General features: G+C 56.4%; 17 protein-coding genes. 11 read left to right on the forward strand and 6 right to left on the reverse strand.

Annotated features, from left to right (window positions below; all coding sequences use genetic code 11):
• Positions 1 to 361 precede the first annotated feature (361 nt).
• Positions 362 to 1048: an LrgB family protein gene (locus tag GHN86_RS07745; RefSeq protein ID WP_153378589.1), complete on the reverse strand. Its 687-nt coding sequence runs from the start codon at positions 1046 to 1048 to the stop codon at positions 362 to 364.
• Positions 1038 to 1424, reverse strand: coding sequence for a CidA/LrgA family protein (locus tag GHN86_RS07750; protein ID WP_153378587.1), 387 nt, complete (start codon positions 1422 to 1424; stop codon positions 1038 to 1040). Before GHN86_RS07750 ends, GHN86_RS07745 begins: the two co-directional genes overlap by 11 nt.
• Before the next feature lie 99 nt (positions 1425 to 1523).
• Between GHN86_RS07750 and GHN86_RS07755 the strand changes: the two genes are divergently transcribed.
• A complete protein-coding gene (locus tag GHN86_RS07755; RefSeq protein WP_153378586.1) occupies positions 1524 to 2423 on the forward strand; it encodes a LysR family transcriptional regulator in 900 nt (299 codons plus the stop codon).
• On the opposite strand, the gene GHN86_RS07760 is transcribed toward GHN86_RS07755, so the two are convergent.
• A complete protein-coding gene (locus GHN86_RS07760) occupies positions 2401 to 2856 on the reverse strand; it encodes a flavodoxin (protein WP_153378584.1) in 456 nt (151 codons plus the stop codon). The two genes, GHN86_RS07755 and GHN86_RS07760, sit on opposite strands and share 23 nt — an antisense overlap.
• Before the next feature lie 109 nt (positions 2857 to 2965).
• Between GHN86_RS07760 and GHN86_RS07765 the strand changes: the two genes are divergently transcribed.
• The gene (locus GHN86_RS07765; RefSeq protein ID WP_153378583.1) at positions 2966 to 3439 is read left to right on the forward strand and encodes a PAS domain-containing protein; all 474 of its coding nucleotides are present in this window, start codon (positions 2966 to 2968) and stop codon (positions 3437 to 3439) included.
• A 51-nt stretch (positions 3440 to 3490) separates the two neighbouring features.
• The gene (locus GHN86_RS07770; protein ID WP_153378582.1) at positions 3491 to 4096 is read left to right on the forward strand and encodes a hypothetical protein; all 606 of its coding nucleotides are present in this window, start codon (positions 3491 to 3493) and stop codon (positions 4094 to 4096) included.
• Positions 4097 to 4102: 6 nt separating this feature from the next.
• Here the strand turns inward: GHN86_RS07770 and GHN86_RS07775 are convergent, their stop codons facing one another.
• Complete coding sequence (locus GHN86_RS07775; RefSeq protein ID WP_153378580.1) at positions 4103 to 5056, reverse strand: MerR family transcriptional regulator; 954 nt, start codon at positions 5054 to 5056, stop codon at positions 4103 to 4105.
• Positions 5057 to 5257: 201 nt separating this feature from the next.
• Between GHN86_RS07775 and GHN86_RS07780 the strand changes: the two genes are divergently transcribed.
• The 6 genes from GHN86_RS07780 (at position 5258) to GHN86_RS07805 (ending at position 8242) form a co-directional block, all read left to right on the forward strand.
• On the forward strand, positions 5258 to 5827 hold the full coding sequence (locus GHN86_RS07780) for an antibiotic biosynthesis monooxygenase (protein ID WP_153378578.1): 570 nt from the start codon (positions 5258 to 5260) through the stop codon (positions 5825 to 5827).
• 88 nt (positions 5828 to 5915) lie between these two features.
• Positions 5916 to 6626 carry a dihydromonapterin reductase gene (gene folM / locus GHN86_RS07785; protein WP_153378576.1) on the forward strand — a complete coding sequence of 237 codons (711 nt, stop codon included), beginning with the start codon at positions 5916 to 5918 and terminating at the stop codon, positions 6624 to 6626.
• A 23-nt stretch (positions 6627 to 6649) separates the two neighbouring features.
• Positions 6650 to 7210, forward strand: a complete 561-nt coding sequence (gene folE / locus GHN86_RS07790; RefSeq protein ID WP_153378574.1) for a GTP cyclohydrolase I FolE — start codon at positions 6650 to 6652, stop codon at positions 7208 to 7210.
• Entirely contained in the window at positions 7210 to 7596 is a 387-nt protein-coding gene (gene folX / locus GHN86_RS07795) for a dihydroneopterin triphosphate 2'-epimerase (protein WP_153378573.1), read from the forward strand. Before folE ends, folX begins: the two co-directional genes overlap by 1 nt.
• Positions 7597 to 7611: 15 nt before the next feature.
• A complete protein-coding gene (locus GHN86_RS07800) occupies positions 7612 to 7908 on the forward strand; it encodes a DUF1244 domain-containing protein (RefSeq protein WP_153378571.1) in 297 nt (98 codons plus the stop codon).
• Positions 7901 to 8242, forward strand: a complete 342-nt coding sequence (locus tag GHN86_RS07805) for a HopJ type III effector protein (protein WP_153386331.1) — start codon at positions 7901 to 7903, stop codon at positions 8240 to 8242. The genes GHN86_RS07800 and GHN86_RS07805 overlap by 8 nt, the downstream gene beginning before the upstream one ends.
• 253 nt (positions 8243 to 8495) lie before the next feature.
• Here the strand turns inward: GHN86_RS07805 and trxB are convergent, their stop codons facing one another.
• Positions 8496 to 9461, reverse strand: coding sequence for a thioredoxin-disulfide reductase (gene trxB, locus GHN86_RS07810; protein WP_153378568.1), 966 nt, complete (start codon positions 9459 to 9461; stop codon positions 8496 to 8498).
• A gap of 310 nt (positions 9462 to 9771) precedes the next feature.
• Here trxB and cysZ point away from each other — a divergent pair, with 310 nt between their 5' ends.
• Both cysZ and GHN86_RS07820 read left to right on the forward strand, forming a co-directional pair.
• Entirely contained in the window at positions 9772 to 10530 is a 759-nt protein-coding gene (cysZ, locus tag GHN86_RS07815; protein ID WP_153378567.1) for a sulfate transporter CysZ, read from the forward strand.
• Positions 10531 to 10570: 40 nt separating this feature from the next.
• Positions 10571 to 11776 carry a glycosyltransferase family 4 protein gene (locus tag GHN86_RS07820; RefSeq protein ID WP_153386333.1) on the forward strand — a complete coding sequence of 402 codons (1206 nt, stop codon included), beginning with the start codon at positions 10571 to 10573 and terminating at the stop codon, positions 11774 to 11776.
• Here GHN86_RS07820 and GHN86_RS07825 read toward each other — a convergent pair.
• A complete protein-coding gene (locus GHN86_RS07825) occupies positions 11773 to 12255 on the reverse strand; it encodes a glutathione peroxidase (protein ID WP_153378564.1) in 483 nt (160 codons plus the stop codon). The two genes, GHN86_RS07820 and GHN86_RS07825, sit on opposite strands and share 4 nt — an antisense overlap.
• Positions 12256 to 12330: the final 75 nt, after the last annotated feature.

Below are 12330 nucleotides of genomic sequence, written 5' to 3' on the forward strand. Positions count from 1 at the left end.
AAGTCTGCCGAAAGAAACCCTGTAGCACGCATTCAACCTGTACTGCCCCTACGCGAGGCACTACATAGTTATATGGGTATTTAGTGGGCTGACAAAGCCTTGCTCCAGAGCCTTCGAGACATCTAAAAACTGTTGCCGAACGTGTAAAAGTGATTGTCCCAAAGCAGGCTTACTCTGCTTGGGGCTAGGTTTTATGCTTGTCGAACTTTCCAGCAGCTATGCTGGTACACGCATCGAGTCACACAGACTCTGCCTGCCTCTTTTACCCTGACGTTGATTTGTAGCTCCTTGATGAACGTCTTCTTTGGCCGCTGCCTTGCAGCGGCCTTTTTTATGCGAGCAATACCGACAACCCCTTGGCCTACAAAAGCTTCATCAGTAGCGGTGCTGCGAACAGGTTGAGAATGCCGGTCAATACCATCACCAGCCCCGCCACCGAACCTTCCTCACTGCCCACTTCACGGGCACGGCTGACACCTGCTCCATGAGCGCCTATACCGAACAGGGCGCCACGCGCCAGACTGCTGCGAAGCGGTAGCCACTTGAGCAAAATACCGCCCAGTAGCGCACCGAACACGCCGGTGAACATCACAAATACGGCTGTGAGTTCCGGCACGCCGCCCAGGCTTTGCGCCATTGGCATGGCAAAGGGTGTGGTGATGGAGCGCGGCACCAATGACATCGCCAGCGAGGTGTCCAAGGCCAGCGCCTTGGCCAGCCAGAATGAACTGCCGATGGACGCCGCACTGCCTGCCATCATGCCCAGCAACAAGGCCATCCAGTGCCGCGCCAACAGCTGACGTTGTTGCCAGATCGGCACGGCAAACGCGACAGTGACCGGCCCCAACACCAGCATCAGCCAATGGGTATCGGCAGCGTACTCGGCATACGCGGTGTGCATCGGCACGGCCACCGCCAGCAATAATGCCGGCACCAGAATCAGCGGCGACAGCAGATACCGCCCGGTGCGCCGATAGATCCAGCGACTGAATCCATAGGCGCCAAGCGTGAGCGACAGCCAGAACAGAGGCATCCATTCAAACGTCATGACGCACTCTCCAGCGGCACACCGCTTCAACAGTAAAGGCTGTCACTACCATGACCAGTAACGTGCTCACGCCGATAACCAGCAAGATCCGCCAGCCTTCAGTGCGCACCAGCGCGCCGTAATCGAGCAGGCTCATCAGCGCAGGAATAAAGAACAGCAACATTTCAGTCATCAATACTCCAGCGCCCAATTGCAAGGTCGCCGGTTTGACCCAGCCCGTGGCAAACGCCAGCAGTAAGAGGGCCATGCCTATAACCCCTCCGGGTATCGGCAGCTGCAGCCCTGCTGCTATCTGGCAACCGATAAAGTAAATAGCCAGTAACACGGCCATTTCACTGACCACCCTTGCCACCTGTTTTACATCGAAGCGTTTCATGTTGTTTCCATCGCAGACTGGGCTTCAGTTTAAAGACAGCCCTTCCATCCCGAAAACGAATTGTTAGACTGCCATCCATTCCAAAACGGAATCACACACATGGAATTCAAACACCTGCGTACCTTTGTTGAAGTCGCGCATTTAGGTGGCTTCACACAAGCGGCGCATTCACTGCATATCAGCCAGTCAGCCGTCAGCAAACAGGTCGCGCAACTGGAACACAGCCTGGGCACCCCGCTGTTTGACCGACTTGGGTCACATGTTCGTCTGACAGCAGCGGGCAGCGTGGTGCTACAACGCGCCAACACTATGCTGCGCCTGCACAACGAACTGTTCAGCGAGCTTGATGATCTGACCCATTTATCACGGGGCGAGTTACGCCTTGGATTGCCTTTACTAGGCAGCAGCACCTTGTTTGCCAACCTGATAGCCGAGTACCGACGACGTTATCCGAATATTCAGGTAAGCCTGCTCGAAGGAGGCACCCTGAATATTGAGCAGGCGGTATTGAGTGGCGAGCTGGAACTGGGGGGCAGTCTGACGCCGAAGAATCCGTTGTTTGCCTATCAGCCTTTTTGTGATGAGCCGCTGGACGCATTGCTACCGGCTGATCATCCGCTGGCACAGGGTGGCAGCGTACGTTTGGAGCAACTGGCCGAAACGCCCTTTTTGCTCTATCAGCGCAGCTTTGTGCTGAACGACCGTCTTTTGCTCGCCTGCCAACAACTGGGCTTCACGCCAAAAGAAGGCGGCCGCAGCGGCCAATCAGATTTTCTGGTGGCTCTGGTAGCCGCAGGTCAGGGTGTAGTGCTGCTGCCCAGTGTGGTCGCACGCGCCTTGGTACGGCCGGGGGTCGTGCGCCTGAAGCTGGTAGCACCCGACTACTTGCGCTGGGATATTGCTTTTATCTGGCGCGATGGCGCTTATTTGTCACGCGCAGCTCAAGCCTGGCTTGAGCTGCTGCGTGAACGACCGGTTACTGCGTCAGTGCCCGGATGAAGTCTTCAACCCAAGGCTCGGAATCGCTTTCCGGGGTGACGGTGACGCTGGAGTCCAGTCGCAGCATGGGCTGAATTTCTCGCACGCCCAACTCGGCAAACAGCTCGCGCATTTGCTCGCCACCGCCGCAGAAGGTGTCGCCATAACTCTCGTCACCCAGCGCGATCACGGCGCCCGGCAGACCACGCCAAGCTGCAGGCAACTGGTCGCGAATCGCGCAATACAGCGGCATGAGATTGTCCGGAAGCTCACCCATGCCGGTGGTTGAAGTCACGGCCAGAAAAGCATCCGGAGCAAAGGCCTGTACATCCGCCAGTGTGGCGCGAGGGTTAAGCAGCACCTCAAACTGTGCAGCGGTCAGCAGTTGTTTGGCGTTGCGAGCTACTTCTTCAGCGGTGCCGTACACCGAGCCGCATAGGATGGCTACTTTCATCTAACTGATCCTGTAACAGACTTAAAGGCTGGATATTAACAGGTGAGGCACGGCTTTCGGTCATGCCTTACTATGCGTCAATCACCTCGCAGATCCAGAGAACAACACGATGATCAACGCTCGTTTGTTACAACGCATGGTTGACGCGTCTCAAGACGGTATTGTGGTCGCCGAACAAGAGGGCGAAGACAACATCCTTATCTATGTAAACAAGTCATTTGAAACCCTGACAGGTTACAGCCGTGACGACATCCTCTATCAAGACTGCCGTTTTTTACAGGCAGGCGACCGCGATCAGATTGGCCTGCAATTGATTCGCGAAGCCATTGCCAGCGGTTTGCCCACCCGCCAGATCCTGCGCAATTACCGCAAGGACGGCTCACACTTCTGGAATGAGCTGTCGATCACGCCGGTGTTCAATGAGGCCGATCAACTGACCTACTTTATTGGCGTGCAAAAAGATGTCACCGCGCAAGTCAAAGCTCAGCAAAAGGTTCAGCAACTCGAAGCCGAACTCGCGGCGGTCAAAGCTGAACTTGAAGCGTTAAAAATGACAAATGGTTTAAACCAATCGCCAATTTAATGGTCTGACGATCACGATCCCTGCTGCCTTGATAAAAATTCGAGCCGGACCATGTCTTACGAGACCCTTCTGACTCAGGATGAGTTGGACTTTATTCAATCAGTGCATCAAAACCCGCTGCTTAATCCGCGGGACGTCTTGTCGAGCCTTACGGTTAAAGGCGGCACGCAAGTGCGTGATCTTCTGACCCGTCTGGCTGCACACGAACACGTCACCATTCAAGCGCAGGTTGCCGATCAGAAAATGAGCTTTCCACTGCGCCTTGTTGAAGATGAATTTCATGCTCAACACTTGCAGCTGGGCGCGCCGAGTATTTTCGAAGAAGGACCGGTAATTCGCCCTTGGCGCCTGACACTGGCTGAGCCGGTAGCGCTGGAGGACGTTCGGGCAAGGCCCGGTCACTTGTGGATTACTGAGGTTTCATTCAAGGGACTGCTGGTTGATGTGCGTAACAACAGACGCCCGCCTCGCCAATTTTCCCAGTGGTTCAGCCCCGTCGGCTATGAGCGCATCGCCATACGGGCCACGCTAGAGCGCAAAACCGAAGATGGCTTCTATGCCTACCGCCTCAGCCAACGTGACGTGGACGAAACCGAGCGCTTGCGCCAATTCATCTTGCAACAGCATCGCTTGGCGCACCCCGCCCTGCACGCCTGACCGGGTCTAAAAAGCCACATGCCCTTTGAGTTCGGCGTCGAGCCTTTGGCTCATCACGCGGGCGTCGTGCCCCAGACAGCCAATAGAAGAGTCGCACAGCGCAGGTTGGGCGACATTCGCAGCCTCCCCTGCCAATAACGTTGGACAGTCCAAGGTCTGCCCAAGCTTCAGTAGACGTCGATGGTGAGCCGTGCTCAACGCACGCTGGGCAAAAACAACAACGCCGGCAGGCTGGATTTTTTCACAGACCAGAGCCAGTTCATCCAACGGCTGCCCCATCGGTAACACGCGGATGACACGGTCCGCGCGGCTGAGCAGCAGACCTGTGACCAACAACTCCAGTTCACGGCACAAGTCAGGCAGCGCAACGACCACGACACACGTCGATGCAGAAGCCCCCTGCAACTGAAATTGGAGCCGATGCAGCACCCTTCCCCGCAAGAACCCATCCAGCAGCAGCCACTCACTGGTGCGGCCAAACTCATCACGCGTTTTGGAGAGTTGATGCCATAGCGGCATGAGGATGTCTTGAAACACGACTTCAGGTGGGTAACTGGAAAAAATCTGCCCGTACAGACGCTCCAGTTGCGCCTCATTGAAGGCGCTGAGTGCTGCGCTGATCTGCAATTGCCATTCGCGGTATTCAGTTGACTGGACCCCCTCATGCTGCGAAATGGCTGGCGTGCCGCGAGCGAGCAGTTCACCCACTTTGCTGACGGAAACACCCCGTTCGATCCAGCCTTGTACGCGGCGGACCGTTTCAATATCGGTCAAGGAATACAGCCTGTGCCCACTATTGGTGCGTTTTGGCTCGATAAAGCCATACCGCCGCTCCCAGGCACGCAATGTCACGGGGTTGATGCCGGTGAGACGAGACACTTCTCTGATCGGGTACAAACCGTTCGATTCAGTGGTATCAACGTTCACCGCTACGGACTCGATATCAATAATCACGGGCATGGGAGGGCACGTACCTATAAGGGGATGGGGGCATTCTACGCGTTGTGAGATTAGCGCGCGCCCTGCTCAACATCCATCCACCTCGTCGGATGACCATCCCAGGAACAATCCTTGCTTGTTTATTGCCACACAGCCCATCACCCCGGAGCTGTGTTTAATGCCTGGCCTACCCGGACAGCATCCGCCTCATGGAGATACACAATGTCTACCTCCCCTGTCACCTTGCTCGTTGCGCGCCGTGTCACCAAAGGCCGCTATCAGGAACTGATCGCCTGGCTGCACGAGGGCGAACAATTGGCCACGGATTTTCCCGGCTATCTGGGTTCCGGTGTCTTGGCCCCGCCTCCCGGCGACGATGAATTTCAGATTATTTTTCGCTTTGCCGATGAAACCACCCTGCTCAGCTGGGAGCATTCCGTCTCGCGCAAGGCCTGGTTACTGCGCGGCAGTGATTTGTTTGCTCACCCTTCAGAGCACCGTGTCAGCGGTATTGACGGTTGGTTTGGCGCTGCCGGGCAACGTCCACCCCGCTGGAAACAAGCCGTCGCCATCTGGCTGGCCTTTTTCCCGGTCTCGCTCTTATTCAACTTTATTCTGAGCCCGTTACTGAACGACTTGAGCTTATTGCCACGGGTATTGGTCAGCACGCTAGCCCTGACACCTTTGATGGTTTATCTGTTTATTCCACTTTCTACCCATATGCTCTCCGGCTGGCTGCACAGCGCTCCCGGGAAAACTGTGCGAAATACCTTAGTGAGCCATCGTCACTAAACTCGGACTTGGCCGTGAGGTCGCGGACGCTGGTATAGTTTTGCCATTGCGCCGCGACTGTTAGCGCCTTACCAGCACCGAGTCCGTCATGCCCTCTTCATCTGCCCCTATTCTGATCACAGGTGCAGGCCAACGCGTTGGTCTGCAGTGTGCCCAACAACTGTTGGCTGACGGCTATCCGGTCATTTTCAGCTATCGCAGTGAAAAACCCGGTGTTCAGGCACTGCGCGAACAGGGCGCCATCGGACTGTTTGCGGACTTTTCCAGCGAAAACGGCATTCTCGATTTTATTCAACAGCTCAAAACCCACACCGACTGCCTGCGTGCGATTGTCCACAATGCTTCAGCATGGCTAGCTGAAACCGCTGACACCCAAGCCTGTGCTTTCACGCAAATGTTCAGCGTGCATATGCTCGCCCCCTACTTGATCAACCTGCATTGCAGCGAGTTGCTGATGCGTTCGACACCCGCGGATATCATCCATATCAGCGACGATGTCACGCGCAAGGGCAGCCGCAAACACATTGCTTACTGCGCCACGAAGGCTGGTCTGGACAGCCTGACCCTGTCATTCGCAGCTAAACTGGCGCCACATATTAAAGTCAACGGCATCGCCCCGGCCTTGCTGATGTTCAACCCCGACGACGACGCGGCGTATCGCGCCACAGCCTTGGCCAAGTCTGCACTGGGCATCGAGCCGGGCGCCGAGGTGATTTACCAAAGCCTGCGCTACCTGCTGGACAACCCGTATGTGACCGGTACCACCCTGACCGTCAACGGCGGACGCCACCTTAAGTAAGTCGTCCGCGAGGAAACCCTTTCATGAGCACTACACTGCCTGAACATTACCGCGAGATTCTTCTGGGACTTGGCGAAGACCCCGACCGCGAAGGCTTGCTCGACACCCCCAAGCGTGCCGCCAAAGCCATGCAATACCTGTGTCACGGCTATGAGCAAAGTGTGGAAGAGATCGTCAACGGCGCACTCTTTGCCTCTGACAGTGACGAAATGGTGATCGTGGCCAATATCGAGCTGTATTCGCTGTGCGAGCACCATCTGTTGCCATTTATCGGCAAGGCCCATGTGGCTTATATACCGACCGGCAAAGTACTGGGCCTGTCAAAAGTGGCTCGCATCGTCGACATGTTTGCCCGCCGCCTGCAAATTCAGGAGAACCTCACCCGTGAAATCGCCGATGCGATTCAGGGCATTACCCAGGCTGCCGGGGTTGCTGTGGTGATTGAAGCCCAGCACATGTGCATGATGATGCGCGGCGTAGAAAAACAGAATTCGACCATGAACACCTCGGTCATGCTGGGCGCGTTCCGCGAGCCGAGCACCCGCATGGAGTTTCTGCAATTGATTGGACGGAGCAAGTCGTAATGCCACAGCTTGAGCCAGGAATGGCCCGCATCCGCGTCAAGGACCTGTGCCTTCGCACCTATATCGGGATTAATGAAGACGAAATCCTCAACAAGCAGGATGTGCTGATCAACCTGACCATCCTCTATGCCGCCCAAGAGGCCGTGCGCGATAACGACATCGACCACGCCTTGAACTACCGCACGATTACCAAAGCGGTCATTCAGCATGTCGAGGAAAACCGTTTTGCCTTGCTGGAACGCCTGACCCAGGAACTGCTGGATTTGGTGATGACCAACACGGCTGTGCTGTATGCCGAAGTCGAAGTCGACAAACCGCATGCCCTGCGCTTTGCCGAATCGGTGTCGATTACGCTGGCGGCCAGCCGCCAGGCTGCAACTCTCTAAACATCGGTGAACACCATGACGCCTCAAGAACAACTGGAACTCGAAGCCGCCGCCTTTCGTCGCCTCGTCGCGCATCTGGACAGCCGTAAAGACGTGCAAAACATCGACTTGATGAACCTCGCCGGGTTTTGCCGCAATTGCCTGTCCAAGTGGTACAAAGCCGAAGCCGACGAGCGTCACATTGAGCTGAGCCTCGATGACGCCCGTGAAGCGGTGTACGGCATGCCGTACGCCGAATGGAAATCCCTCTACCAGAAAGAGGCCAGCGCCGAACAAGCACAAGCGTTTGCCCAAGGAAAAAAGCATGACTGATTTCAATACCCTGCGCGCCAGCCTTATCAGCGGCGAGCACCTGTTCGCAGACACTCTGGCCTTTATTGCGGCGAACTATGATTACCAGCCACAAGCGTTCACCAACGGTGGTGTTGAAAACGCAGCCGGGCAAAATGAAGGCTCGTGCAAAACATTAGGTATGGCATTGCTCGAAGGCTTGAGTGATCAAGAGGCCCTGCTGGCTTTTGGCGAGTACTACCGCTCAGTGCTGGCGACCCCCGAAGGCACGGATCACAGCAATATTCGCGCCCTGATTGCTCACGGCCTGGCCGGGGTAAAATTCGACGCCCAGCCGTTGACGCGTAAAGCCTGAGTCTATGCCCTCGTAGCAGCTGTCGAGCTCTGCGAGGCTGCGATCGGCGGCGAAGCCGTCGCAAAACCATTCAAGTCAGTACATCAGGCACGACAAAATGCCCGCCTGTGTCGTAATAGATACGTCGCGTACATAGCGTTTGCGACGATTGCATCGTCGAACGCAGCCTCGCATTACTCGTCAGCTGCTACGAAACCTCAGATTGCCAAGCATAAAAAAACCGGCCGAAGCCGGTTTTTTTTTGGACTAATGCTTACTTGAATTCGGCGTTCTGCAGGCCGTCCAGGTAACGTTCGGCATCCAATGCGGCCATGCAGCCGGCACCCGCCGAGGTGATGGCCTGACGGTAAACGTGGTCAGCCACGTCGCCCGCGGCAAACACGCCTTCGATGCTGGTCGCCGTCGCATTGCCTTCGCGGCCGCCCTGCACAACCATGTAACCGTCTTTGAGCGCCAGCTGGCCTTCAAACAACGAGGTGTTCGGTGTGTGGCCAATGGCAATGAACACGCCGTCGACTTTCAGCTCATCGAAGCTGCCGTCGTTGTTTTTCAGACGGGCGCCGGTCACACCCATGTTGTCGCCCAACACTTCGTCCAGGGTCGCGTTCAGCTTCAGCTCGATCTTGCCTTCAGCAACACGAGCGTGCAGCTTGTCGATCAGGATTTTCTCGGCGCGGAAGGTTTCACGACGGTGAACCAACGTCACTTTGCTGGCGATATTGGCCAGGTACAACGCCTCTTCAACAGCGGTGTTACCACCACCGACCACGGCAACAGGTTTGTTGCGGTAGAAAAAACCGTCACAGGTCGCACAGGCCGAAACGCCTTTGCCCATGAATGCTTCTTCAGAAGGCAGGCCCAGATAACGAGCGCTCGCACCCGTGGCAATGATCAGCGCGTCACAGGTGTAAGTGCCGCTGTCGCCGGTCAGGCTGAACGGTTTATTTTTCAGATCAACAGCGTTGATGTGATCAAACACAATCTCGGTTTCGAAACGCTCGGCGTGCTCACGCATACGCTCCATCAACACAGGGCCGGTCAGGCCGTGAACATCACCCGGCCAGTTGTCGACTTCAGTGGTCGTGGTCAATTGACCACCCGCCTGCATGCCCGTAATCAGCAGTGGCTTGAGGTTGGCGCGGGCCGCGTAGACTGCAGCGCTGTAACCGGCAGGGCCGGAACCCAGAATAATCACTCGCGAATGACGTACTTCAGACATGACTCACTCCTATGACCGCCCGTATCGACACCGGGTCGGAACGCCGCGTAGGCGGCGGGAATAAAAAAAAACCGCATATCTGCTCAGGCTGTGCCTGAAATCCGCAGATCCTGGAAAAGTAGGTGCAGCGTATAGAGGCCGCAGAGAGTAAGGAAATACGCAATAACAATCCAGCTCATAGCAGGTCTCTATGCAGGCAACGTGATGTTTAAGCGTCTTTGTTACAGTAATTGTCGATCCGGACTCAAGGCTTTCGTCCTACAGATAAAGCCGTTAAGGTCGCCCCGTTTACCACTGCTCGGAGCACACTATGCCCGCCCCCGTTCTTTCTGGCCCGCAGTACCTGCGTGAAGGGTTGACGTTAGTCCTCAGCCCCGGACTTCGCCTGTTCGTACTCCTGCCATTGCTGATTAATCTGGTGCTGTTCGTCGGGCTGATCTACTTCGCCGGCCATCAGTTCAGCCTGTGGGTCGACACTCTGATGCCAACGCTGCCCAGCTGGCTGAGTTTTCTCAACTACGTGCTATGGCCCTTGTTTGTAGTGCTGGTCGCCTTGATGGTGTTTTTCACTTTCACCATGCTGGCTAATATCATTGCGGCCCCTTTTAACGGCTTCCTCTCGGAAAAAGTCGAAGCGGTGGTGCGCGGCGCCGACAATGCCCCCCCTTTTAGCTGGGGCGAGCTGGTGGCGATGGTGCCGCGTACGCTGGCACGTGAAATGCGCAAACTGGGCTACTTTCTACCCCGGGCCATTGCCTTGCTGATCCTGTCATTTATCCCGGTGCTCAACCTGATTGCAGCTCCACTGTGGCTGATTTTCGGGATCTGGATGATGGCCATTCAGTACATCGACTACCCGGCGGACAACCACAAGCTGGGCTGGAACGAAATGCTCGCCTGGTTGCGCGAAAAGCGCTGGCAGAGCATGAGCTTCGGCGGCGTGGTATACCTGGCGCTGCTCATTCCGGTGGTCAATATCCTGATGATGCCTGCCGCCGTGGCGGGCGCCACATTGTTCTGGGTTCGAGAGCGCGGTGAAGAGGCGCTGGCCGCCTCAAGCCGTGGCTGACGGGTTCATCAATCCATCATGTCGGTGAAACAGCTTCGTCATGGCTCCAGCCGATACTGGGACCATGACAACAGCCCTGCACATAACCCTGATCAGCGACACCTTCGCCCCCGAAAACAATGGCGTGGCCAATACCCTTGGCCATTTATTCGAAGGTTTGCGCGCACGCAAGCATTTCGTCGAACTGGTGCGCCCACGTCAATCGGACGATGGCAGCCAGCGCAGCACCCCAGAACTGATGTTATGCCGAGGCTGGCCTTTACCGGGTTATCCGGGTCTGCAATGGGGCATGGCCTCAACACAACGCCTGAGCAGGCGCTGGCAGCAACAGCGCCCGGATGTGGTGTACATCGCTACCGAAGGGCCGTTGGGGTTATGCGCCCTGCGTGTCGCACGACGTTTGGGCATTGCTGTGGTCAGCGGTTTCCATACCAACTTTCAGCAGTACGTGAACCAACACGGTCTCGGGCTCTTTTCTCGTGCGCTGACGCATTATTTACGCTGGTTCCATAACCGCTCGCTCATGACGCTGGTGCCCAGCGCCAGCCAGCGCGTAGAGCTTGCACGACGTCACTTTGAGCGCCTGGAACTGCTCTCGCGCGGGGTCGACAGCCAACTGTTCAATCCCTGTCGACGGCAAACAGCCTTGCGTCAAAGCTGGGGCCTGCGAGAACACGACATTGCATTGCTCTATGTGGGACGTTTGGCCCCGGAAAAAAATCTGGGGGCCCTCAGGCGAGGTCTTGATGCGCTTGAAGCCCGCTATCCCTCCCGACGTTTCAAGTTGATTGTGGTCGGTGAAGGATCGAAACGCGTCACGCTGGAGGCCTCTCTGCCCGAAGCACTATTTTGCGGGGCACAGAGCGGCGATGCGTTGGCCAATCATTACGCCAGCGCCGATGTGTTTTTATTTCCAGGCCTGTTCGAGACGTTTGGCAATGCCGTGCTTGAAGCGCAAGCCTCTGGTTTGGGCGTGGTGGCCTATGACGAAGCCGCAGCCGGGCAGCATATCCGCCATGGCTACAGCGGGGTGTTGGCCATGCCGGGGGATGAAGACGCCTGGATCGAGGCCGCCTGCTGGTTGCTGGAAGCCCCGGAGACTTTGCGCACCATACGACTCAATGCCCGCAGACACGCCAGTCGTCAGAACTGGGCACAGAGCATTGAGCAATTTGAATCTCAATTACGGCGAGTCTGTCATCGTGAAGGCGATGCTGAGGAAATACCGGCTCAGATAGGGCCTTAAGCCAGCGCTTTTTCAATGGCTTGAATAACCGATGGGTCATCCGGCGCCGTACGGGGTGAAAAGCGCGCCAGCACCCGGCCGTCCTTGCCCATCAAAAACTTCTCGAAATTCCAGGTGATGTCGCCCGGGAACTCGGCACCTTCACCCGCCAGCAAACGGTACAGCTGATGACGATCAGGCCCGTTGACCTCCAGTTTGCGGCTCAAAGGGAAAGTCACCCCGTAGTTGAGGCTGCAAAAATCCTGAATATCCTGTTCGGTTCCTGGCTCCTGGCCTGCGAACTGATTGCAGGGCACGCCCAGAACACTAAAACCCTTGTCCTTGAATTGCTGGTAGAGGTTTTCCAGTGCGGCGTACTGAGGGGTCAAGCCACACTTGGAGGCGACGTTCACCACCAGTACCACCTTGCCCTTAAAGGTATCCAGAGGCAGAGACTTGCCATCCAGCGCGTCCAAGGTAAGTTCGTGAAAAGCACTCATGACCGACTCCGCAATTCGCATTCCAACATTCAAGCAATCGCACGATACGCCGACTGCGGTAATGACCAAAAATGA

This window comes from Pseudomonas helleri (assembly GCF_009600315.1).
Lineage (GTDB): Bacteria > Pseudomonadota > Gammaproteobacteria > Pseudomonadales > Pseudomonadaceae > Aquipseudomonas > Aquipseudomonas helleri_A.

Bases quoted from the DNA above. Each gene is read 5' to 3' on its own strand.
- GHN86_RS07820 (WP_153386333.1), top strand. From the start codon at position 10,571: ATGGCTCCAGCCGATACTGGGACCATGACAACAGCCCTGCACATAACC.
- GHN86_RS07770 (WP_153378582.1), top strand. From the start codon at position 3,491: ATGTCTTACGAGACCCTTCTGACTCAGGATGAGTTGGACTTTATTCAA.
- GHN86_RS07765 (WP_153378583.1), top strand. From the start codon at position 2,966: ATGATCAACGCTCGTTTGTTACAACGCATGGTTGACGCGTCTCAAGAC.
- GHN86_RS07745 (WP_153378589.1), bottom strand. From the start codon at position 1,048: ATGACGTTTGAATGGATGCCTCTGTTCTGGCTGTCGCTCACGCTTGGC.
- folE (WP_153378574.1), top strand. From the start codon at position 6,650: ATGAGCACTACACTGCCTGAACATTACCGCGAGATTCTTCTGGGACTT.
- GHN86_RS07775 (WP_153378580.1), bottom strand. From the start codon at position 5,056: ATGCCCGTGATTATTGATATCGAGTCCGTAGCGGTGAACGTTGATACC.
- GHN86_RS07780 (WP_153378578.1), top strand. From the start codon at position 5,258: ATGTCTACCTCCCCTGTCACCTTGCTCGTTGCGCGCCGTGTCACCAAA.
- trxB (WP_153378568.1), bottom strand. From the start codon at position 9,461: ATGTCTGAAGTACGTCATTCGCGAGTGATTATTCTGGGTTCCGGCCCT.
- GHN86_RS07750 (WP_153378587.1), bottom strand. From the start codon at position 1,424: ATGAAACGCTTCGATGTAAAACAGGTGGCAAGGGTGGTCAGTGAAATG.
- cysZ (WP_153378567.1), top strand. From the start codon at position 9,772: ATGCCCGCCCCCGTTCTTTCTGGCCCGCAGTACCTGCGTGAAGGGTTG.
- GHN86_RS07800 (WP_153378571.1), top strand. From the start codon at position 7,612: ATGACGCCTCAAGAACAACTGGAACTCGAAGCCGCCGCCTTTCGTCGC.
- folX (WP_153378573.1), top strand. From the start codon at position 7,210: ATGCCACAGCTTGAGCCAGGAATGGCCCGCATCCGCGTCAAGGACCTG.
- GHN86_RS07760 (WP_153378584.1), bottom strand. From the start codon at position 2,856: ATGAAAGTAGCCATCCTATGCGGCTCGGTGTACGGCACCGCTGAAGAA.
- GHN86_RS07755 (WP_153378586.1), top strand. From the start codon at position 1,524: ATGGAATTCAAACACCTGCGTACCTTTGTTGAAGTCGCGCATTTAGGT.
- GHN86_RS07805 (WP_153386331.1), top strand. From the start codon at position 7,901: ATGACTGATTTCAATACCCTGCGCGCCAGCCTTATCAGCGGCGAGCAC.
- GHN86_RS07825 (WP_153378564.1), bottom strand. From the start codon at position 12,255: ATGAGTGCTTTTCACGAACTTACCTTGGACGCGCTGGATGGCAAGTCT.
- folM (WP_153378576.1), top strand. From the start codon at position 5,916: ATGCCCTCTTCATCTGCCCCTATTCTGATCACAGGTGCAGGCCAACGC.